The sequence below is a fragment of the Burkholderia sp. KL41 genome, assembly GCF_057005415.2.
The window spans coordinates 993,515-1,016,594 of the sequence record NZ_CM189268.1 but is presented as its reverse complement, the minus strand read 5'-3'; the positions used below and the strand labels follow the sequence as shown (position 1 = coordinate 1,016,594).

Annotated in this window: 16 protein-coding genes and 1 pseudogene; 15 read left to right on the top strand and 2 right to left on the bottom strand. The window is 64.5% G+C overall.

Annotation, left to right across the window (positions count from 1 at the left end; genetic code table 11):
• A complete protein-coding gene (locus PQB87_RS38595) occupies nt 1–1,638 on the bottom strand; it encodes an AAA family ATPase (protein WP_194290362.1) in 1,638 nt (545 codons plus the stop codon).
• 1,108 nt (nt 1,639–2,746) lie between these two features.
• Between PQB87_RS38595 and PQB87_RS38590 the strand changes: the two genes are divergently transcribed.
• The 6 genes from PQB87_RS38590 to PQB87_RS38565 all read left to right on the top strand — a co-directional run bounded on the left by PQB87_RS38590 (nt 2,747) and on the right by PQB87_RS38565 (nt 13,240).
• Nucleotides 2,747–4,537, top strand: coding sequence for an acyl-CoA dehydrogenase (locus PQB87_RS38590; protein WP_233344876.1), 1,791 nt, complete (start codon nt 2,747–2,749; stop codon nt 4,535–4,537).
• Between the two features lie 81 nt (nt 4,538–4,618).
• On the top strand, nt 4,619–6,247 hold the full coding sequence (locus tag PQB87_RS38585) for an electron transfer flavoprotein-ubiquinone oxidoreductase (protein WP_063813037.1): 1,629 nt from the start codon (nt 4,619–4,621) through the stop codon (nt 6,245–6,247).
• Nucleotides 6,248–6,295: 48 nt separating this feature from the next.
• On the top strand, nt 6,296–7,489 hold the full coding sequence (gene bktB, locus PQB87_RS38580; RefSeq protein WP_042973147.1) for a beta-ketothiolase BktB: 1,194 nt from the start codon (nt 6,296–6,298) through the stop codon (nt 7,487–7,489).
• Between the two features lie 37 nt (nt 7,490–7,526).
• Nucleotides 7,527–8,381: a 3-hydroxybutyryl-CoA dehydrogenase gene (locus tag PQB87_RS38575; RefSeq protein WP_153491116.1), complete on the top strand. Its 855-nt coding sequence runs from the start codon at nt 7,527–7,529 to the stop codon at nt 8,379–8,381.
• Nucleotides 8,382–8,954: 573 nt separating this feature from the next.
• A complete protein-coding gene (locus PQB87_RS38570) occupies nt 8,955–10,340 on the top strand; it encodes a hypothetical protein (RefSeq protein ID WP_489244590.1) in 1,386 nt (461 codons plus the stop codon).
• A gap of 170 nt (nt 10,341–10,510) precedes the next feature.
• Nucleotides 10,511–13,240 carry a tetratricopeptide repeat protein gene (locus tag PQB87_RS38565; RefSeq protein WP_489244588.1) on the top strand — a complete coding sequence of 910 codons (2,730 nt, stop codon included), beginning with the start codon at nt 10,511–10,513 and terminating at the stop codon, nt 13,238–13,240.
• A gap of 178 nt (nt 13,241–13,418) precedes the next feature.
• Here the strand turns inward: PQB87_RS38565 and PQB87_RS38560 are convergent, their stop codons facing one another.
• Complete coding sequence (locus PQB87_RS38560) at nt 13,419–13,928, bottom strand: hypothetical protein (RefSeq protein WP_489244587.1); 510 nt, start codon at nt 13,926–13,928, stop codon at nt 13,419–13,421.
• A 43-nt stretch (nt 13,929–13,971) separates the two neighbouring features.
• On the opposite strand from PQB87_RS38560, the pseudogene PQB87_RS38555 reads away from it, so the two are divergent.
• From PQB87_RS38555 to PQB87_RS38515, 9 genes and pseudogenes are all read left to right on the top strand, one after another.
• Nucleotides 13,972–14,091, top strand: a pseudogene (locus PQB87_RS38555) (IS5/IS1182 family transposase); the annotation flags it as partial.
• 722 nt (nt 14,092–14,813) lie between these two features.
• On the top strand, nt 14,814–16,058 hold the full coding sequence (locus tag PQB87_RS38550; RefSeq protein ID WP_489244586.1) for an acyl-CoA dehydrogenase family protein: 1,245 nt from the start codon (nt 14,814–14,816) through the stop codon (nt 16,056–16,058).
• A gap of 57 nt (nt 16,059–16,115) precedes the next feature.
• The gene (locus PQB87_RS38545) at nt 16,116–16,601 is read left to right on the top strand and encodes a phenazine biosynthesis protein (RefSeq protein WP_059555908.1); all 486 of its coding nucleotides are present in this window, start codon (nt 16,116–16,118) and stop codon (nt 16,599–16,601) included.
• A gap of 137 nt (nt 16,602–16,738) precedes the next feature.
• Complete coding sequence (locus PQB87_RS38540; protein ID WP_302547764.1) at nt 16,739–17,248, top strand: isochorismatase family protein; 510 nt, start codon at nt 16,739–16,741, stop codon at nt 17,246–17,248.
• Nucleotides 17,245–19,176, top strand: a complete 1,932-nt coding sequence (locus PQB87_RS38535; RefSeq protein WP_489245155.1) for an anthranilate synthase family protein — start codon at nt 17,245–17,247, stop codon at nt 19,174–19,176. The genes PQB87_RS38540 and PQB87_RS38535 overlap by 4 nt, the downstream gene beginning before the upstream one ends.
• A gap of 44 nt (nt 19,177–19,220) precedes the next feature.
• Nucleotides 19,221–20,429, top strand: coding sequence for a PhzF family phenazine biosynthesis protein (locus tag PQB87_RS38530; RefSeq protein ID WP_502291566.1), 1,209 nt, complete (start codon nt 19,221–19,223; stop codon nt 20,427–20,429).
• Nucleotides 20,395–21,105 (top strand): phenazine biosynthesis FMN-dependent oxidase PhzG, encoded by a 711-nt coding sequence (phzG, locus tag PQB87_RS38525; RefSeq protein WP_226127189.1) that lies wholly within the window; start codon nt 20,395–20,397, stop codon nt 21,103–21,105. Before PQB87_RS38530 ends, phzG begins: the two co-directional genes overlap by 35 nt.
• Entirely contained in the window at nt 21,078–21,971 is an 894-nt protein-coding gene (locus PQB87_RS38520; protein ID WP_489244585.1) for an SAM-dependent methyltransferase, read from the top strand. Before phzG ends, PQB87_RS38520 begins: the two co-directional genes overlap by 28 nt.
• Nucleotides 21,968–23,011, top strand: coding sequence for an MDR family NADP-dependent oxidoreductase (locus PQB87_RS38515; protein WP_059856077.1), 1,044 nt, complete (start codon nt 21,968–21,970; stop codon nt 23,009–23,011). Before PQB87_RS38520 ends, PQB87_RS38515 begins: the two co-directional genes overlap by 4 nt.
• Nucleotides 23,012–23,080 lie beyond the last annotated feature (69 nt).

Genomic DNA, 23,080 nt, shown 5'->3' with positions numbered 1-23,080 from the left:
TCATGAACGGCGTCCCTCTCGGATTGCGCGAAGGCGGTCAAGAACACTATTGACTGCAGCTTCTCTTACCCGGCTTCGGTCGATCTGGCGTGAGGATGCTGCTTCTTCAACGAATCTTCTAAGCGCTTCGTTTGCGATTTGATCAATGGGGGTATCGCCGATCAATCGAAATGGTCGAAGCGTTTCCTGATCGATATTGGCATCTGCTGAGCGCGCGTCAATGGGTAGAGCTAGCCGCTCGAGAGCACTCTCGACATCTGGATCAGCCGTACTCGAGAGACCAAAGTAGTCTGACGTCAACAATTGCTCCGCACGAAGACCGCGAACATCTGGCAAGCCGGTCAATACTTGAATTTGATGGTTACCATCTCTAATCAGAACTTGCACCTCTCCACCGCGCATGCCCCTTAGGCAAAGCGGATCGTGTGTCGTGGCGATGAACTGAACATTCGGCATGGCCCGTCGAAGTGCTGACATGACGCGCAGCTTCCATCTTGGATGAAGGTGGGTCTCGACTTCATCGACTAGGACGATTCCACGCGCGTTCTCAAGGTCGCCCCATTCTTCTAGCATCCCGCGCATGACGTCAAGCACCATCGCCATGAGAGACCGGTAGCCATCGCTAAGTTTTTCGAGCGGTGAATCACGGCCATGCGCACGCACAAACAGGCGTCCCTCTTCATCTCTTTCTATGCGGTCTTCCTCTTGAAGAACGAGGACTTCACGCATCGCACGTGCTAGAGCGTTGAAGTCTTCATTGCCGAGACTTTGAATCCAGCGACCTGGATGTTGCAGCTTGGCGAATGGATCAAATAGCGATTTCAGGGAGGAAGCCGCTTGGCGTCGAACAAGGTCCTTCCCAAAGAAACGCCGAGATCCAAACGAGAACAAGATAGTAGCGGGATGCTCTTCGCCAATGAAGCGCTTCGCAATCGGGTCGATTGAAAGCCGGACAGGCTCACCGGTGTCGAACTCAATGGTGACCTCCGGTGTCACCGTGTCGTCGAGTTGCCAACCTGAGTCCTCGCGCGGCAAGAAGTCTTCTGCTGCCGTACCCATGCGGTCTCGCATCTTTTCGCCCATCAGAGCTAATGCAATTGCTTGTAGCGTAGTACTTTTTCCAGTTGAGTTCTCACCAAGCAGCATCATGCATGGTGCGTCAATATCGCTAGGCTGGGCCGGAGGAATATCGAGATCGAGTAGAGGTACTCCTTTGAAGTTTCGAATGCTGACGCGACGAATCTGGGAAGTTCGTGGTTTGCGTGCGTAATCAATCTCTCTAATAAGGATGTCCGTGGGCAGAATTTCTCCGTAAGGCAGTGGAAATTCTGAAGAGGAAAGCTCAACCAGATTCTTCCATTGAACTTCGTCAGTAGTTGTTGCGATTCGTATCGCATCCTCCACGACCGACCTGAACAATGGTTTCGTAGCGCCCGATATCAGGGTGAATGCTGTCAATAGATCGAAGAACGCAATACGAGCGGCGCCACTGAAAGCGGCGTCATCGTGCAACTCTCGCCTAAAAAGTTCGAGATTATGAGAATTGTTACGTGCGAGTTCTAGAGCGTGCAAGCAGCGCCGAAGCTTGTCTTTTCTCGCCTGTATTAAACTCGGTCGGTCGAGCGATAGGACCTTCACCGTTGTATTGCCGACCCGGTCTCGGCCCGTAACCTGGCCATCAAATGAAAATCGAAGATGCTTTCGAGGCTCAATGCGACATGGATTTATTAGGAGGGCACGTTCACTCGCCTCTGCCTCGCCCCAAGTACAACGGAAAGGAGCGGGAGGACCGTCTAAGGGAAAGAGATTCCGCTTGGAGCGGTTGCATTCTGCACATGAAAGGAACAGGTTCTCCCACTCGTACGCAAGCCAACTATAGTTGTCGGAGTCCTGTGATTCGGTGAACCTGTCTCGACCACTTACGGCATTTGCGACCGGTCGGTGATGAGAAACCTCCCCAAGCTGGCGTTCATTGACAGGTGACTCACAGTAAGCACACTTTGATTGGAAGGTTCCAAGCAATGCATTTCGGACGAGAGCCGAGCTCCAAATTTTCGGGTTAAGTGGTGCCCTTCTGCGTACTCGATCGACGGGGGGGAGACGAAAATGTGTCGCTAGCGCGTTCTTCGCCGCACGCACTTCTTCTCCGAGCAAGCTATCAGGAAGCGCTGACGGTCTTCTTATCACTTTTCTCATTGCACAGGCCTCTTCGTTGAGCGGTGTATTTTACCAAGGTGCCGTTAAGCGAAGATATTTGCGATCGAATAGTCGCTTGATGATGAGAGCGGTCGCCAATGTCATAGAAAATCTGTTGTCTCGTCCGGATCGGCTGCGTCGAATTTTAGGTCTCTCCGCTCCCGAGATGATCGCTTCCGCGATCGGCGTTTTCCGTTTCGGTGAGGAATCGCCTGCCGGCGCGAGGCGCGCGTGGTGGAACAAGGAAAAGCTGCGAACCGAAAGCCACCGCCCCAACCCGGCCACCTCGTCCCCCATTCCGGCACGCAGATTGCTTGCCGATTCCCCTAAGCCACCAAACCCCACCCCGCCCAAACCCGCACCCAGCCTGCCGCTTCCGCCCCCGCCCCCACATCCCGTGGCCGATTTTGTCACCAGGTGGGCCGAATATGACAATGGAAACCGGCTCGCACGGCATTAGGATGGGTCACCTCGCCGCCCGGAGCTGGCCGGTTTTGCCGTATCGGCCCCGTGGCGCGCCTCATTCACCGCCTGATTTGGAACATCGACCATGAGCTATAACGCCCCCGTCAAGGACATGCTGTTCGTGCTGAAGGAACTCGCGGGCATCGACACCGTTGCGCAACTGCCGGGTTTCGAGGACGCCGGTTACGACACGGCGCAGGCCGTGCTCGACGAGTCCGCGAAATTCTGCGGCGAGGTGCTGGCACCGCTGAACGTCGAAGGCGACCGCAATCCGAGCAGCTGGAAGGACGGTGTCGTGACCGCGACGCCGGGCTTCGGCGAAGCGTTCCGCCAGTTCGTCGAAGGCGGCTGGCAGGGGCTGCAGCACCCGTCCGAATACGACGGCCAGGGGCTGCCGAAGCTGATCGCGACGCCGTGCATCGAGATGCTGAACGCGGCGAACCTGTCGTTCGCGCTGTGCCCGCTGCTGACCGACGGCGCGATCGAGGCGCTGCTGACGGCCGGCACCGACGAGCAGAAGCAGCGCTACGTGCCGAAGCTGATCTCGGGCGAATGGACCGGCACGATGAACCTGACCGAACCGCAGGCGGGCTCGGATCTTGCGCTGGTGCGTTCGCGCGCCGAACCGCAGGGCGACGGCACGTACAAGGTGTTCGGCACGAAGATCTTCATCACGTGGGGCGAGCACGACATGGCGGACAACATCGTCCACCTGGTGCTGGCACGCACGCCGAACGCGCCGGAAGGCGTGAAGGGCATTTCGCTGTTCATCGTGCCGAAGTTCCTGGTCAACGAGGACGGCTCGCTGGGCGAACGCAACGACGTGCACTGCGTGTCGATCGAGCACAAGCTCGGGATCAAGGCGAGCCCGACGGCGGTGCTGCAATATGGCGATAACGGCGGCGCGATCGGCTACCTGATCGGCGAAGAGAACCGCGGCCTCGAATACATGTTCATCATGATGAACGCGGCGCGCTTCGGCGTCGGGATGCAGGGGATCGGCGTGGCCGACCGCGCGTACCAGAAGGCCGCGGAATTCGCGAAGGAGCGCGTGCAGAGCCGCCCGGTGGACGGGTCGGCCAAGCAGTCGGTGACGATCATCCATCACCCGGACGTGCGCCGGATGCTCGGCACGATGCGCGCGCTGACCGAAGGCGCTCGCTCGCTGGCGTACGTGGCCGCGGCGCACAGCGACATTGCCCACCGCCATTCGGACGAGGCGACGCGGGCGCGTCATCAGGCAATCTACGAATATCTGGTGCCGGTCGTGAAGGGCTGGAGCACGGAGATGGTGAACGACGTGGCGAGCCTGGGCGTGCAAGTGCACGGCGGGATGGGTTTCATCGAGGAAACGGGTGCGGCGCAGTATTACCGCGATGCGCGGATCCTGGCGATCTACGAAGGCACGACGGCGATCCAGGCGAACGACCTGGTGGGCCGCAAGACGCTGCGCGACGGCGGCGCGGTGGCGAAGGCGCTGATCGCCGAAATCGGCGAGACTGTCGCGGCGCTGGGCAAGCTGGACGGTGCGGCGGCCGCATCGATGAAGGTGCAGCTGGAGAAGGGCGCGAAGGCGCTGTCGTCGGTGGTGGATTACGTGCTGGCGAACGCGAAGCAGGACCCGAACGCGGTGTTTGCGGGCAGCGTGCCGTACCTGAAGCTGGCGGGCGTGGTGCTGTGCGGATGGCAGATGGCGCGCGCGCTGGTGGCCGCGCAGGCGAACCGCGCGAGCGACCCGGCGTTCTTCGACGCGAAGATCGCGATCGCGCAGTTCTATGCGGAGCAGGTGCTGGTGCAGGCAGGCGCGCTCGAAGCGTCGATCGTCGGCACGAAGGGCAACGAGGGCGTGCTCGCGTTGACGGAAGACCAGTTCTGACCGGCTGACGGTCGGGACGCAGGAGGAGACAGGATTTTGACCACACAGGACTTGCTCGCGCAGTACGGCCCGCGCGAATCGATGGAATACGACGTCGTGATCGTCGGCGGCGGCCCCGCCGGGCTGTCGGCGGCGATCCGGCTCAAGCAGCTGGCCGCCGAGAAAGGCACCGAGATCGGCGTGTGCGTGCTCGAGAAGGGTTCCGAGATCGGCGCGCACATCCTGTCGGGTGCGGTGATGGACCCGCGCGCGATCACCGAACTGTTCCCCGACTGGAAGGAACGCGGCGCGCCGCTCGACGTCGAGGTGACGGAAGACCGCTTCCTATTCCTGTCGGAGAAAAGCGCGGTCACCACGCCCAACTGGGCGCTGCCCGCCAACTTCCAGAACCACGGCAACTACGTGATTTCGCTGGGCAACGTCACGCGCTGGCTCGGTCAGCAGGCCGAGGCGCTGGGCGTCGAGATCTTCCCGGGTTTCCCCGCTGCGGAGATTCTCTACAACGACGACGGCTCCGTGAAAGGCGTCGCCACCGGCAACATGGGCGTGGGCAAGGACGGCGAGCCGACCGAGAACTTCCAGCTCGGCATGGAACTGCACGCGAAGTACACGCTGTTCGCCGAAGGCTGCCGCGGCCACCTCGGCCGCCAGCTGATCTCGAAGTTCAAGCTCGACGCGAACGCCGATCCGCAGGCTTACGGGATCGGCATCAAGGAGCTGTGGGAAATCGATCCGGCCAAGCACAAGCCGGGCCTCGTGATCCACACGGCGGGCTGGCCGCTGAAGTCGGACACCTACGGCGGCTCGTTCCTGTACCACATGGACAACAACCAGGTCGTGGTCGGCTTCGTGGTGGGCCTGGGCTACACGAACCCGTACCTGTCGCCGTTCGAGGAATTCCAGCGCTACAAGACGCATCCGTCGATCCGCGCGTTCCTGGAAGGCGGCAAGCGCGTGTCGTACGGCGCGCGCGCGATCACGGCGGGCGGGCTGCTGTCGCTGCCGAAGACGGTGTTCCCGGGCGGCGCGCTGATCGGCGACGACGCGGGTTTCCTGAACGCGTCGCGGATCAAGGGCAGCCACGCGGCGATCAAGACCGGCATGCTGGCCGCCGACGCCGCGTTCGACGCGGTGCAGGCAGGCCGTCAAAGCGACGAGTTGAATGCCTACCCGGATGCCTTCAAGCAATCGTGGCTGTACACGGAGCTGTACCGCGCGCGCAACTTCAAGCAGTGGATGGCCAAAGGGCTGTACCTCGGTACGCTGATGGTCGGCCTCGAGCAGAAGGTGATGGGCGGCAACGTGCCGTGGACGCTGCATCACAAGCACGCGGACCACGAGATGCTGAAGCCGGCGTCGCAGTGCGAGCCGATCGAGTACCCGAAGCCGGACGGCAAGCTGACGTTCGACCGGCTGTCGTCGGTGTTCATCTCGAACACGAACCATGAAGAGAACCAGCCGGCGCACCTGACCTTGAAGGATGCAAATGTGCCGGTGAACGTGAACCTGCGCACGTATGCGGGGCCGGAAGGACGTTTCTGCCCGGCGGCGGTGTACGAGTTCGTGAAGAACGACGACGGCAGCGATCGCCTCGTGATCAACGCGCAGAACTGCGTGCACTGCAAGACCTGCGACATCAAGGACCCGACGCAGAACATCGTGTGGGTCACGCCGGAAGGCGGTGGCGGGCCGAATTACCCGAACATGTAACGCAACGTATCCCCGCGCCTGCGGGCGCGAACGAACCGGAGTGAGACGATGAGCAATGCAGCGAAAGAAGTCGTGGTGGTGAGCGGTGTCCGTACCGCGATCGGTGATTTCGGCGGCAGCCTGAAGGATTTCTCGCCGACCGACCTCGGGGCGAAAGTCGTGCGCGAAGTGCTGTCGCGCGCGAACGTGTCGGGCGATGCGGTCGGGCATGTCGTGTTCGGCCACGTCGTGAACACCGAACCGAGGGACATGTATATCGCGCGCGTCGCGGCGATCGACGGCGGCGTCGCGCAGCACACGCCCGCGCTGACCGTGAACCGCCTGTGCGGTTCGGGCCTGCAGGCGATCGTGTCGGCCGCGCAGACGATCATGCTCGGCGACGCCGACGTCGCGATCGGCGGCGGCTCGGAAAACATGAGCCGCGCGCCGTACACGGTGCCGGCCGCGCGTTTCGGCCAGCGCATGGGTGACGGCAAGCTCGTCGACATGATGCTCGGCGCACTGCACGACCCGTTCCAGACGATCCACATGGGCGTGACCGCCGAGAACGTCGCGGCGAAGTACGGCATCTCGCGCGACGCGCAGGACGCGCTGGCGCTCGAATCGCATCGTCGCGCGGCGCGCGCGATCGCGGAAGGGCGCTTCAAGGACCAGATCCTGCCGATCTCGATCCGCACGAAGAAGGGCGAGGTTGCGTTCGACACGGACGAGCACGTGCGTCACGACGCGAGTGCGGACGATTTCACGAAGCTGCGCCCGGTGTTCAAGAAGGAGGACGGCACGGTGACGGCCGGCAACGCGTCGGGCATCAACGACGCGGCCGCGGCCGTGCTGATGATGAGCGCGGACGCCGCGCGCGCGCAGGGCGTGAAGCCGCTCGCCCGGCTCGTCGCGTATGCGCACGCGGGGGTCGATCCGGCGTACATGGGCATCGGCCCCGTGCCGGCCACGCAGAAGGCGCTCGAACGCGCGGGCCTGAAGATCACCGATCTCGACGTGATCGAGGCGAACGAGGCGTTTGCCGCCCAGGCATGTGCGGTCACGCAGGAGCTCGGCCTCGATCCGGCGAAGGTCAACCCGAACGGGTCGGGCATCTCGCTCGGTCACCCGATCGGCGCGACCGGTGCGCTGATCACGGTCAAGGCGCTGTACGAACTGAAGCGCATCGGCGGGCGTTACGCGCTCGTGACGATGTGTATCGGCGGCGGCCAGGGGATTGCGGCGATCTTCGAGAACATCTGATAATCGACCGCTCAGCACCCGAACACACAGGAACTACATGACCATCGAAATTGTCGGCGTCGTGGGCGCCGGAACCATGGGCAACGGCATTGCGCAGACCGCCGCCGTTGCGGGACTCAACGTCGTGATGATCGACGTCAGCGACGCCGCGCTCGAGAAGGGCGTCGCGACACTGAAGGGCAGCCTCGAGCGGCTCGTGTCGAAGGACAAGCTCGACGCAGCCGCACGCGATGCGGCGCTGGCGCGCATCACGACGTCGACCGACTACGCGCAGCTCGCGTCGGTCGATATCGTGATCGAAGCCGCGACCGAGAACGTCGAGCTGAAGGGCCGCATCCTGAAGCAGATCGAGGCCGTCGCACGGCCCGACGCGATCATCGCGACCAACACGTCGTCGATCTCGATCACCGCGCTCGCGGCGCCGCTCGCCGATCCGGCGCGCTTCGTCGGCATGCACTTCTTCAACCCGGTGCCGCTGATGCCGCTCGTCGAGATCATCCGCGGGCTGCAGACGAGCGAAGCGACCGCGTCGGCGGTGCGCGAGCTGACCGAGCGTTTCGACAAGTCGCCGATCGGCGTGCGTAACTCGCCGGGCTTCGTCGTGAACCGGATTCTCGTGCCGATGATCAACGAGGCGTTTTTCGTGCTGGCTGAAGGCATCGCGTCGGCCGAGGAGATCGACGCGGGGATGAAGCTCGGCGCGAACCACCCGATCGGGCCGCTCGCGCTGGCCGACCTCGTCGGCCTCGACGTGTGCCTCGCGGTGATGGACGTGTTCGTGAAGGACTTCGGCGACCCGAAGTATCGGGCGTGCCCGCTGCTGCGCGAGATGGTGACGGCCGGCCGGCTGGGGCGCAAGACGGGGCGCGGCGTGTACGACTACAGCAAGTAAGCAGCGCACCGGGAAGTCTTCAACGCGGGTGGCGAGTCGTGCCGGATGGAGGTGTTCATCCGGTGCGGTTCGCCACCCGCGTTTTTCATTGGGGGCGGGCAGGAGAGGTGCGTTGCCTTCGAGACCGCTGCGTCAGCTTGAGCCTTGACAATTCTTGAGAATCACGCGGTTTCGTCTGTGCAACCATCATCCGTGCCTGTCGAACAGGCCCGCCATGTGCGGCATCGAGAAGCGGTGCGTTCGGCTGGGAACGCGCACAAGCGGGGATGAGCGTCGACCGTACTCCGTCGAAAGAAAAAAGACAGCTGACGCGGCAACGTGAGCGCCGTCGAGCGTTTGCCTGGTTCTCCCCGAACATTCGCGCGGCAACCCCGACACGACAGCATCGCAACGGGACCGGATCCGCGGTGGTGCGTCGCCGAGCGCGCGCGCCATTGACAACGCGGTCGCAACACGCGAAGCTGCGCGCGACCGGCGCATCGGTACGGTCCCGGACGTTCGCGCGCTGGATTTCAGGCGAAAGTCCGGGGCGGAATCGCGCTCGGCCGATCAACGCAATCGAATGACGACAAGATGAAAATAAAAACAGGCCTTTTCGGGGTGTTGCTGTCCATCGCGACCGCAACGGCATATGGATTGGGCGTGCAGAGCGCGCCTGCGGAGCCGGCGGTTTCCACGCCAGCGGCGAATCCGGTCATTAACCTGACGCCCGCACAGATCAGTGAACGTGCGCGCGCATATATTGCGCAGATCGGGGTGGATCCAGACTCGGACAACGGGCAGATCCTGATCGCGTGGTTCACCCGAATCGTGCAGGAACCCGGTTATCTCGCGCGATTGACGACACTGCGCAGCAGCTCGCCCGGGTTGGTCGACACGATGCTGCCGCCGGCCGCGCGGCTGAAGGCCCTGCGGGTGACGGCGGATATGGCGCGCGGATCGCGGAACAACTGCGCGATGCCGGACATCGGCGGCAAGGATCTGGCGGCGCTGGCGAAGACGCTCCCGTCGAAGTCGCTCAAGGGTGTGCTGGAGATGATGGACATCCTGTTGAATCGCGATGGCACGGCGTCCGGGGATGAGCATTACACCGTGGCCGAGTTGCTCGACGTCGACGCACGCATGAATACGATCGAGCTGCCGGCGTCGCTTTCGAAGCCCGGCGCGTCGAAGTCCTGCGAGGCGATTGCGTTTGCCGTCGGTATGATCGACAAGCTTCCGGAGCCGGAACAGCAACGCATCACCTACGAACTCTTCAAGATGATTTCCGGCGGCAAGTCGGCGAGCGAGACCGTGCTGGCCGATCCGGACGCGTATCTGGACGAAGTGTTCGACGAGCGGCGCCTGCAGGAGGCGATTCGCAGCCAGTTGCCGCCGGACGGTAGCCGGCCGCTGCCGTATTCGCGCTTGATCGTGGACGGCGAATGGGTGAACAAGACGACGCCGAAGGCCGCAGGGCCGTATGTCGACACCTACGTCAATAGGCGCAATAACGGCGTGGTCGCTGAATTGATGACCACGCGCGATGGTTCCGGCGCGACTGACTGGTCCTACTTCGGGTTGACGTCGGGTATCGCGGAACTCATGGGCCAGAGCGTTCAAGGCCGTTTCGATGCACAGCAGCTCGGCATGCTGAAAGATGCGTCGGCAATCGCGGTGGCGAACGCGCCTTTGGCCGAGGGCAAACGCATCGAGTTCGCTCTGCCCCAACCGTCGAGCCGCGGCCAACTGACCCGGCGATGCGAGATCGGCAAGACCGAACCGGCGTCGACGATCTTCGGGACGTTGACCGGCAATGCCGTCAATCTCGACTGCAGCGAGGTACGCAAGGATGGGACGACGTCTCGGGTTCGTTCCGCATGGCTGGCCGACTACGGGATCGAATTGAGCAAGACGATCGATGACGAGGCCGGCAGAACCGACGTCATCATCAAGAACGTCACGATCGTGAAGCCATGAGGCCGGTGGGCAAACCTCGGCCGCGCGTTCCGGCGGTGCGGCGGTTCAACTGCGTCGGGCCCGCGCTGAAACGGTCGGTCGGAGCCGCAGGGCTGATGGCGGGGCTGACCATCGGGTTCGGCAGCGCCGCTGCGCCTCGGCCCGGGCCGTTGCCTGCCGCGATGCCGGCAATGCAACGCGCCGGGTCCGTTTCCGTCCACGACGACACGACGCCATGCGTAGTGACGCTGAACGCGGGGTTCGACAGCCTCCTGCTGAAGGACAAACCCGCGCAGATTCGCAGCCTTTGCCGGCAGGAAGCCGAGGCCGGCAACCTGACGGCCCGCGCGCTCTACGGACAGATGGTGCTGCATGGCTACGCGGCTCGACCGGACCTGAAACGCGGGATGACGATCCTCGAATCGGCGGCGAGCGACGGTTCGACGCCGGCCAGGCGCGCACTCGGCTACCTCTACTACGACGGTGTCGCGCTGCCGCGGAACTCTGCGGCGGCATACGCGTGGTTCGCGTCGGCGGCGCGCGACGGCGACGCGGCGTCGGCCAACCAGCTCGGCGGGATGCGCGCGGACGGCGACGGGCAACCGGCCGACAACGCTGCCGCCTACCGGTACTTCGTGAAGGCTGCCGAGGGCGGGTCGGCGGCGGGCGCGGCGAACGCGGGGAAATTCGCGCTGGCGGGGCGCGGGGTGGCGCGCGACCCGGTGGTCGCGGCGGCGTGGCTGTCGCGCGCCGCGGCGGGCGGCCAGGCGGACGGACAGTTCGTGCTCGGCCTGATGCTGGTCCGGGGCGACGGCGTGCAGCGCGATGTCGGCCAGGGAACGACGTGGCTGCGCGCGGCGGCGGACCAGAACCACACGGAAGCGCAGGCGGTGCTGGGCAACCTCTATCTCGCGGGCATCGGTGTGCCGCGCGACGCGCAGCGCGGCTTCAGCCTGATTTCGGCCGCGGCGCGCGCCGGCTCGATCTACGCGCAGCGCAGGCTCGGCGAGTTGTACGGAAGCGGGACGGGTGTGCCGCGCGACGACGCGAAGGCGCGCGACTGGTACCGCAAGGCGGCGCTCGCCGGCGATACACGGGCGCGTTACGCATTGGCGAACCTCTATCTGTTCGGCCGCGGTGGTCCGGTCGACCAAGAGGCCGCGTTGGGATGGATGCAGGGCGCGGCCGACGATGGGCTGGCTGTCGCCGAGAACGATCTCGGCGCAATGCTGCAGAACGGCCTGGGGACGCAGGCGGATCCCGTCGCCGCCAAACCGTGGTTCGAAAAAGCCGATGCGCAGGGCAATGGCGCCGCGGCGGCCAATCTCGCGCGTTACGCGGCACGCGGCGACGGTGAGCCGGTGGATATGCGCAAGGCCTTTCGGCTGGCCACGCGCGGCGCGGATCGCGGTGACGAAGCGGCCGCCCTGATGGCCGCCAACATGGCATGGCGTGGAGAAGGCACGAGCGTCGACCGGACGCAGGCGATGCAGTGGTTCCGGTTTGCCGCGGACCACGGCAACATCGAGGCGGCGCGGTGGGTCGGCCATCAGTACCTGACGGGTACAGCCGGCGTGCCGCGCGACGAGCAGACGGGATTGCGCTACCTGAAGCAGGCCGCCGACGCCGGCGATCCGGCTGCCGGCGTATCGGCCGGGTTCTACCTGAGCGAGCACCACACGTCGTTCGCGGGCAGGACGGGGCTTCAATGGCTGGAGGACCTCGCGAGCCGCAAGGTGCCCGCCGCGTATTCGGCGCTGGGCACGGTGTACTGGCGCGGGCAGTCGGGCGGTCCGCAGCCGGCGATCGCATTCGACTGGTTCTCGCGCGGGGCGAAGCTGGGCGACGCTGCATCGCAGGCGATGCTATGCGCGATGTATCTGGATGGAAATGGCACGCCGCGCCGTCCGGCCGAGGCCGCGCGCTGGTGCCGTACGGCCGCCGGCAGCAATGTCGGCGCGATGCGCGTCCTTGCGTCGGCCGATAGCGGCCTCGTTGCCGCGGACGAGCGGGCGTACTGGCAATGGAAACTCGCGGATCGCGGCGAGCCGGCGTATCAGTCGTCACTCGGCGATGCGTACGATCTGGGCGACGGCGTCCCGGTGGATTTCGATGCGGCGACGTACTGGTTTCGCCGCGCGGCCGAGCAGGGGAACGTGTCGGCGCAAGGTTCGCTCGCGTGGCATCTGTCGACCGGGCTCGGCGGTCGCACCGACGACTACGAAGCGTTCGCATGGGCACTGCGTGCCGCGCCGACGAGCACCGACGCGAAGCGGATGGTGGGAATCGCCTATCTGCACGGTCGCGGCGTCGCGCGCGATCCGAAGGAAGCGTCCACGTGGCTCAACAGTGCGGCGTCTGCCGGATCGCAGTGGGCGGAAAGCGATCTTGCGCTGATGTACGAAACGGGCGACGGCGTGCCCCGGGACGAAACGGTCGCAATGGACTGGCATCGCCGCGCGGCGCGACGTGGCTCGGCGGTATCCGAGATCGCGCTTGCGCTGCGCAGCCTCGCGCCGGCAATGGACACGGACACGGGGCATTCGGCCGGCGAGCAGCGCTGGCTGGTGCCGGCCGATCCGGCTGCCACGCTATGGAGCGACTCGCCCGCCAGCGCGATCGCGGCTGCCAACCGCCAGTGGGACGGGCTGTCGAGCCTGAACGAGGCGTTGCGCGGGGATCCGTTCATGCAGTATGCGGTCGGCATGCGGTTCCTGACCGGCAACGGTCTGCCGAGAGACCGAGCCCTCGGCGCCGCGTGGATCGCGCGTTCGCGCGCGAGTTTCGAGGCCTTGCCGGGTCTGGAGAGGTATGGCGCTGCTGCAGCGATCGTCGAGGCGCGAATCGCCAAGCGACTGGATGACGGGGAAAAACAGCGTGCCGCCGAGATTGCCGCGAATCTGATCTCGACGTTACCGTGAACAGGGCTGGCTACAGATGACCGGATGATGTGTCCCGGAGCATGGGGTGTTTTTTTCGAATGCAATATTCGCGTCCGTCATTCGCCGCGGATCAACCGCTATTGGTTGGTGCCCGCCGCCCATACCGCTACGCGCGGTTCGCAAACCACGAGTGATGCCGATCCGACGCGCGCGCCGATCAGGTCTGGATCGTGTTCATCACGTTGGCCGGCGTGACGAGATCGAACACCACCGTTTCGGGAATCGCGGTGGCGCCCGGATGTGTGCTCAGGGTGTTCGCCGTATCCCTCGCCCGCCGTGCGCCGATCGCCTCGCCGGTCTTCACGACATCCCGGTAGTCGTCGAACACGGCGTCCCGCAGCGTCGGGTCGACGAAACCGTAGTTGTCCTGCAGGAAATCGATCGAATGCTCCTGCACGCCGCGCCCCGTCACCGTTTCGGGATAGGGGCCATGGCCGGTCATAGACGCGTTGATCTGCACGTCCATGAAGTTCATGGCGCCGAGGGGCGGGTAGGTGGCCATTTGTGACGGCAGGCAGGCCGGCACGTCGGCCGGTGTCCATTGCGAGGACGGCTTGCCCGCCGGCAACGCGTACATCAGCGTCGATGCGTTGGGCACGATCGCCGCATGGTCGTACGCGCCGTCGTTGACCACCGTGTGCTGCACCGAGAACTGCCGGATGACCATGATGCCATCGGCCGATGCCGAAGTCGGTCAGCTACAGCACGACGCGAAGCGCCTGACGGAATACGGTAGCGGGCTCGGCACATTTCGTCGTCTTCGCATTCGCTTTGAGCGTCGAGCCGACATTCACGAAGCGTTCCTCAAACCTGGTTGCGCGCTCGGCTGATGGATCAGATTCTGGCATGTCGATTGGATTTTTAAAATAATCTAAGAATATATTTCACTCGCAGTCTCATTCGGATTGGCGGGTTATCCCCGTCAAATTTGACAGGTGATACTTGCTTGAATTTATCCTACGCTTAACCGTCATTTATGGGCGCGATAGAAATGCGCAACATAATGGGGCGGGATTTATATTCGTGACTTTAAATGGGGCGGGCAATCTTATGAAACCGGTTTATGCCGAACGCCTGGCTCGATTTGCTGGATGTTGCTCGGCGCCCGCTAAATAGCACCGAGAGTCGGAAGTGCCGGCGAAGCTGAAAAGCTTGTGCGGCGCTCCGTTGCGTACAGAGGCCCCGAGAGGCCCCATCACTCAGGCTTTGAACTGGAATTCGACGAGGCAGCGTGGCTCGCGAAGGACTGACATTCCCGGCCGGTTTAAATAAAAACGTAAGAATCATTTAATGGCATTGAAATAAAAATGCCTTTTTGGATTGGTAAGGCAAAGCCGGGTGTCGATCTAATGGATGCTGTTGCCTGATATTTTCCTGATTCAGGGTGCGACCAATAAAGGTGATGGCTCTTGTTTGCTTCGACTTCATGGTTAATTGGTGGTTAAGTTTCTCGCAACCATTATTGTTTTGAATTCTTCAACAATAAAGATCGTAAGTTTATTCTGGAGACGCCGTGAGCACGATACAAACCTCGCAGTGCACGACTCGTGAAATGACAGACGAACGCACCTTGCAGGAAGGGAATTCGGCCAGACATGACGCCATTGCGCTCGATGAATCGGTGGTCGAGCATGAGCAATTGGTCGCGAAGGCGGCAGAAGTCGCCAGCGTGCTCGCGGAAGAATCGCGCGCTGCCGATACCGGGCGCCGCCTGACCGAGCGTGCCGTCGTCGCGCTGACCGAGGCGGGGCTGATGCGGCTCTTTACGCCGCGCCGGCTCGGCGGCTACGAAGCGAGTCCCGCCACGCTGTTCGACGTCTGCTACGAGTTGGGGCGCGGCTGCTGCTCGGCGTCGTGGGTCACGAGCGTGCTCAACATGGGCAACTACATGATCGCTCACTTCCCCGAGAGTACGCAGGACGACGTGTGGGGCGGCAACCGCGACACGCGCACCGCGCTCATCATTGCGCCTTCGCGCGCCCAGGTCGAACGCGTCGACGGCGGTGTCGTGGTGACGGGGGAGTGGGCTTACGCGTCGGGCAGCCTGCACGCCGAATGGATCGGCGCGCTGATCCCGAAAGGCGTCGATGCCGACGACGAGACGATCAACCTGGTCCTCATGCCGATGAGCGCGCTCGAAGTCCGCGACTCCTGGCATGTCACGGGCATGCGCGGCACCGGCAGCAACACGGTCGTCGCGAACCGGCTGTTCATTCCGCGCCATCGCGTGACGCCTTACGCGCCGATCGTGCAGGGCCGGTCGCGCCCGCCGTCGGAACGGCACCGTTTATATAGCGGCGCGTTCTCGGGCTTGCTGTCGATCGGTCTGCTCGGACCGCAACTCGGGGCGATCGTCACCGCGCTGGAACTCGTGCGCGATCAGGCCCACGAGCGCCGTGTCGCCTCGTCCACGTTCAAGAGCCAGGCTGTTTCGCCGGCGTTCCAGACCGATATTGCCGAAGCTTCGATGATGATCGACGGCGCGCAACTGCATGCCCGCCGCATCGTCGAAACGGTCGAACACCACGCACTGGCCGGCGTCCTGCCCGACGAAGTGACGCGTTCGCGCTTCCGGATGGAATCGACGCGCGTCACGCGCCTGTGCCGCGAGGCCATCGATCGCCTCATGACGGCCTACGGCAGCGCCGCCTTCATGGAATCCAATCCGCTGCAGCTGATCTGGCGCGATCTGAACGTGGCGAGCCGCCACGCGGGCTTCGGGATGGGCATTCCGCAACTTGTCTACGGCCGCGCGCTCGTCGGCCTCGATCCGCGCGAAATCAGCTACCTCGTGTAATCCCATGCGGCCTCCCGGTTCCCGGCGGGGCGGCCCCCTTTGACTTCAGGAGCTTGCATGTCAGACGTCGAATCCCTCGAAAATCACGCGCACGTCGCGGCCCGGCAGCACAACCGGAAGATCGTGGAGCAGTACATGCACACACGTGGCGAAGCGAGGCTCAAGCGCCACCTGCTGTTCACGGAAGATGGCGTCGGCGGCCTGTGGACGACCGACAGCGGCCAGCCGATCGCGATTCGCGGCCGCGAGAAGCTCGGCGAGCACGCCGTGTGGTCGCTGCAATGCTTCCCCGACTGGGTCTGGACCGACATCCAGATCTTCGAGACGCAAGACCCGAACTGGTTCTGGGTCGAGTGCCGCGGCGAAGGTGCGATTATTTTTCCCGGCTACCCCCAAGGCTATTACCGCAATCACTTCCTTCACTCGTTCCGCTTCGAAAACGGACTGATCAAGGAGCAGCGCGAATTCATGAACCCTTGCGAGCAATTCCGTTCGCTGGGTATCGAGGTTCCCGAAGTGCGCCGGGATGGCCTGCCGAGCTAACGCATAATCAATGGAGGAGACGAATGGCTGGGATCCCGTCGATTCAACCGTACGCGCTGCCCGATTCGGGCAGCCTGCCCGAGAATGTCGTGTCATGGCGTGTCGACCCGTCGCGCGCGTTGCTGCTCATTCATGACATGCAGAACTATTTCCTTTCGCCGTTGCCGCCGACGCTGCGCGAGAGGTTGACGACCAATGTCGCGTCGCTGCGCAAACGGTGCAAGCAGGCCGGTATTCCCGTCGCGTACACGGCCCATCCCGGGCGCATGACCGAGAAGGAACGCGGTTTGCTGCGCGATTTTTGGGGGCCGGGCATGGAGACGACGCCGGCCGATCGGGACGTCGCCGAGGCCGTCGGCCCGTCCCCGGACGACTGGATGCTGACGAAGTGGCGCTACAGCGCATTTTTCCGCACCGACCTGCGCGAGCGCATGCGGGAGAGCGGCCGCGATCAGCTGATGCTGTGCGGCGTCTACGCGCACATCGGCGTAATGATGTCGGCCGTCGATGCGTTCACGAACGACATTCAACCGTTCTTCGTCGCCGATGGCGTGGCGGATTTTTCCGAAGACCATCATCACCAGGCCCTGGAATACGTGGCCCAGCGTTGCGGCAAGGTGGTGAGCACCGAGGAGGCGCTGGCATGAACGCCGCTCCGAACCGCAACCTTTTCGATCGCGTCCTCCACGGACAAGCGCCGTGCTTCGCGTTGATCGCGCGTTCGACGGGTAGCGCCGGGGAGCGCGCGACGATCGACGTCTTCGCCGGCGCGGTCTCCTATCCATCCTCCCTGGCCGAGCTTCCGTTGGCCGCGCCGACGGCGGCCGGTGCGGACCGTCAGGAGCTGCTTGTGCTCGTGCCATACCGGCAGCTGCGCGAGCGCGGCTTCACGACTCACGACGACGGCGCTCCGCTCGTCGCCATCACCTGCGACGAGCACGAAACGGTGCCCGCGCAGCTTGCGCTCGCCGCCATTCCCGATGCCGATACCGCGCTCGGCGAGCGTCACTTCGATATCGACGACGAGGCCTACGCCGAGATCGTCGAGCGCGTCATCACCGACGAGATCGGCACCGGCGCGGGCTCGAACTTCGTCATCAAGCGCACGCTCGAGGGCGATCTCGACGACTATTCGCCGGCGAAGGCGCTGGCGGTCTTCAAGCGCCTGATGCGCCGGGAGGTCGGCGCGTACTGGATCTTCGTGATTCATACCGGGGAACGCACGTTCGTCGGCGCGACGCCGGAGCGCCACCTGACGCTGCATGAAGGCTGCGCGACGATGAACCCGATCAGCGGGACTTATCGATATCCGCAAAGCGGGCCGACGATCGACGGGATCAACGCTTTTCTCGGCGATCGTAAGGAATCCGACGAGTTGTACATGGTGCTCGACGAGGAGCTCAAGATGATGGCGCGCATCTGCCCGGCCGGCGGGCAGGTCACGGGGCCGCACTTGCGCGAGATGGCGCGGCTCGCCCACACCGAATATTTCATCGTCGGGCACACGGAGGCCGATGTCCGCGACTTGCTGCGCGAAACGATGTTTGCGCCGACGGTCACCGGCAGTCCGATCGAAAGCGCGACCCGCGTGATCGCGCGGCACGAGCGGGCCGGCCGCGGCTACTACAGCGGCATTGCAGCGCTGATCGGCCGCGATGCGCGCGGCGAGCGCACGCTCGACTCCGCCATCCTGATCCGCACCGCGGAGATCGATCGCGCCGGCCACGTTCGCATCGGCGTCGGCTCGACGCTCGTCCGGCATTCGGACGCGGTATCGGAAGTCATGGAGACGCATGCCAAGGTGGCCGCGCTGTCGAACGCATTCGATCCGCCGGAAGCCGGCCCGGCGCTCGGACAACATCCATCGGTGCAGGCGGCGCTGCGCGAGCGCAACAAAGGCATCGCGGACTTCTGGTTTCGGCCATATGGCGGGCGACAAGGCGGGATGGCCGATGAGTTGGCTGAGTTGAGCGGTTGCCGCGCGCTCATCGTCGACGCCGAAGATCACTTCACGGCGATGATCGCCCAGCAATTGTCGTCGCTCGGCCTCGCCACCGAAGTGTGCGGCGTTCACGACGCGGTGGACCTTGCGCGTTACGACGTCGTCGTCATGGGGCCGGGCCCGGGAGACCCGAGCGACGCCGGCGATCCGCGCATCGCCCGCCTCTACACGTGGCTGCGGCATCTCATCGACGAGGGCAAGCCGTTCATGGCCGTCTGCCTGAGCCATCAGATCCTGAACGCCATCCTCGGCATTCCGCTCGTGCGGCGCGAGGTGCCCAATCAGGGCATCCAGGTCGAAATCGATCTGTTCGGCCAGCGCGAGCGCGTGGGCTTTTACAACACGTACGTCGCACGGACCGTCCGGGACGAAATGGAAATCGACGGCGTCGGCACGCTGGCCATCAGCCGCGATCCGCGCACGGGTGAAGTGCATGCCTTGCGCGGTCCGACGTTCAGCTCGATGCAATTCCACGCCGAATCGGTCTTGACCGTCGACGGGCCGCGCATTCTCGGCGAAGCCATCACACACGCGATACGCCGCGAAAAACGCCTGACATCGGTGACGGCCTGACGACTCTTCACGCTTTTTATCGAACCCTACAGGACACGCGTTTCATGATTGTCGACATCGTTTGGTGGAACCTCGACGGTTCCGAACAGAGCATCGAATCGCTGAAGGCGCGTGTGGACGACAGCACCCTCGCGCGCTGGTCGAACGTGCCGGGCTTGCGCGAGAAGCACTGGATCGCCGACGAAGACAGGAATCGTTGGGGCGCGATCATGCTCTGGGACGGCGAGCGTCCGCCCGCGCATCTACTGCCGCCGAACGATGCGCAGACGCTGATCGGCTTGCCGGTTGCCGAGCGGCTGCGCTTCTCGGTGGAGGCACGCGCCGCGAGCGGCGAGATCGCGGCACGCATGCGCGCGCTCGAACCGGCGGCATCGCACGCGAATACACACGCGGCGGCGCCGATCCATGCGTCGCATCCCGTCGACTACATCGTCGTTGACGCCTTCACGCGCACGCCGCTCGAAGGCAACCCGGTTGCGGTCTTCCTGGTCGACGTTCCGCTGCCGGCGGAGCGCATGCAGCGGATCGCCCGCGAAATGAATCTGTCGGAAGTGGTGTTCGTGATGCCGTCGAAGCAGGGTGGCGACGTGCACGTGCGCATCTTTACGCCGGTCAACGAGCTGCCGTTCGCGGGCCATCCGCTGCTGGGCACGGCCGTGGCCCTCAGGCACGTCAAGGCGCAGGATCGCTTCGTGTTCGAGACGGGCATGGGGCTCGTGCCGTTCGATGTGCGATCCGATGCGCCCGGCGAGGCTTACGTCACCATGCAGCAGCCGATCCCGACGTGGACGCGCTTTGATCGCGCCGGGCGTCTGCTCGAAGCGCTCGGCGTCGAAGCGTCGATGTTGCCCGTGGAGGCCTATCGAAACGGCCCGCGCCACGTGTTCGTCACGTTGCCCGACGCCTCCGCGCTTTCCGACGTGCATCCGGACCATCGCGCGTTGGCTGAATTCGAGGATATGTCGGCCATGTGCCTGGCCCCGGCGGGCGACCACTGGCGCTGCCGGATGTTCTCGCCGGCCTACGGCGTCGTGGAGGATGCGGCGACGGGCTCCGCCGCCGGCCCCATCGCCATTCACCTTGCCCGCCACGGACTGATTTCGTGGGGCGAGCCGCTGCATCTTCTCCAAGGCGTCGAGATCAAGCGCCCCTCGCACATGCATGCGCGGGTGAACGGCTCGGAGCACGGCATCGAGGCGGTCGAGGTCAGCGGTCACGGTGTCGTCGTCGCGCGCGGCCGCCTGGGCGTCTAGTGTCGCCCCCGTCTTTTGCCATCAAGAAAACATCGCCATGAACACCAGTCGATTCGAAAGCCTCACGGGACGCGTCGATGTCCTGTTCCCCGAATATGACGACCCGCCGTCCGAGCCGATCACGCTGCTCAAGCGCTGGCTCGCGGCGGCCGATGCCGCGGGCGTCCGCGAGCCCAAGGCGCTCGCGCTCGCGACCGCCACGTCCGACGGACGCATGTCTTCGCGCATCATCGCGTTCTCCTCGATCGACGACCGCGGCGTGATTTTCTGCACGCATTCGACGAGCCGCAAAGGACGCGAACTCACGGAGACGGGCTGGGCCTCGGGCTTGCTGTATTGGCGTGAAACCGGGCAGCAGATCATGATTTCCGGCCAGGCGGTTCCGCTCGAGGAAAGCGAGAACGACAAGCTCTGGTTCGGACGCTCGGTGCCGATGCACGCGATGTCGAGCGCCTCGCACCAGAGCGACGAGCTCGTCGACCGCGAAGCGCTGCTCGCGCACGCCGCCGAGCTGCTCGCGCTCGGCGTCGCGTTGCCGCGGCCGCCGCGCTTCGTCGGTTATCGGCTCGAGCCTCACGAGATGGAATTCTGGGCCGCCAGCTCCGACCGGCTTCACCGGCGCCTCAGGTACGAACGCAATGGCGACGATTGGAAAACCATGCAACTCCAACCTTGATTCTCTTGCGGATAAGGAACCTGTCTGTGTCTACTTTCGATATTCCGGTTGGCGTCGGCCAAACCGCACTGTTCATTGCCTGGCAACGTCATGCCGAAAGCCTGCGCCCGGATGCCTTGTTTCACGATCCGTTCGCTGCAGCGCTGATCGAGCAACTGGCCGGCACGCCGACGCACGAGCACGTCAGCGAAGTCGCGCGGCGCGCGAACTTTCCGCAATATTTCGTCGTCCGCACGCGCTACTTCGACGATGCCATTCGCGCGAACCTGAACCGCGGAATACAGCAGGTCGTCACGCTGGCCGCCGGCATGGACGGCCGCGTGGCGCGCCTGGCCTGTCCATCCGGCACGCGCTGGTTCGAGCTCGATCTCGACGACATCATCACTTTCAAGCGCGAGCTCATGAAACAGGCCGGATTGCCGCTGCAGTGCGATTGGCGGCCTCTCGTCGCCGATCTGACCTCGGATTGGGCGAGCCCGTTGCGCGCGGCCGGCTTCGATCCCGCCAAGCCCACGATCTGGCTCATCGAAGGGCTGCTGATGTATCTGCGCGACACGGACTGCGATGCGCTGATCCGTCAGGTGGCCGACCTGTCGGCGCCGGGCAGTGCGCTCATGCTCGAGCATCTCGCCGCGCGCATGATGAGCGACGAGGGCAAGGAAGCCCGTGCGCGCGTCGAATCGCAGGGCGCTCGTTGGCTCTCGTCCCGCGACGATGTGCGCGACTGGCTCGGCCGATACGGCTGGACGGCGACCGTGCATGCCTCGGACGACCCGACGATAGCCTACGGCCGCAGCGTCGCGCGCATCCCGGCGGGCTGGTTCGCTTCATCGACGCGCACGGCGCCCGGCGGGAGCGGATCATGAATCCGTCGATTCCCATGCGGCGCGACGTGCGCTTGAAGGCGAAGCTCAAAGGCCTGCCGACACCGGACGATTTCGAAATCGTCACCGCCGCCGCGCCGGCGGCCGGCCCGGGCGACGTGCTGGTGCGCAATCGCTATTTCCTGGTCTCGGCTTCCTTGCGCGCGATGATCAGCGAAGGCGCGGAAGACGTGCCCGGTGTGCCGTTTCCGTGTTTGTCGGCGGGTGACGCGCTGATGGGCGAAGCGCTCGGCGAGGTGGTGAACGCGCCTGCCGGCAGCGGGTTGTCGTCCGGCGACATCGTCACGCACTTCCACGGGTGGCGAGACTACGCGGTGGTGCCCGCATGGGGCTGTCAGCGCGTCGGTGAGGCGCTGCCGGAGCCCGCCGGTTATCTCGGCTACCTGGGGCACGGCTGGACCGCCTACGCGGCGCTGACGCGCGGCGTGACGATCCGTCCGGGCGACACGGTGTTCGTCACGAGCGCGGCCGGTGCGATCGGCGCGATGGCCGGACAGATCGCGCGGCGGCTGGGAGCGGGGCGCGTGATCGGCAGCACGAGTTCGCGCGAAAAGGCACGACGCCTGGTTTCCGAGCTTGGGTATGACGCCGCCGTCATGCGTGGCGGCAGCACGCCGTTCGCGGAGCAGTTGCTCGAAGCGGCGCAGGGCGGCATCGACGTCCTGATCGATTCGGTCGGCGGCGAACAATTGCAGGCGGCCGTCACGGCCGCCCGCGAAGAGGCGCGCTTCCTGATCCTCGGCGCGCTGTCGGGCCAGCTTGCCGCGACGGGAACGGGGCGGACCGCGCCTGCCGAAATCGATACCGTTCAATTTCTCCTCAAGCGGATCACGATGCGGGGCTACAGCGCCGACGCGAATCCGGAGGCGAAGGGCGAATGGTTCGAGCGTTTCGCGCAGTGGCTGCGCGCCGGCGAGATCGTGTTCCCGCATACGGTGATCGACGGCCTCGATGACGCGCCGGGCGCGTTGTGCGATACGTCCAGCGGACGTTATCTGGGCACGGTGCTCGTCAAGCTGTAGCGGCACGGAGCGTGGGCGTCGCCTGCATGCCAGGCGACGACACCCGTTCGATCGGCAGCATTTCATTTT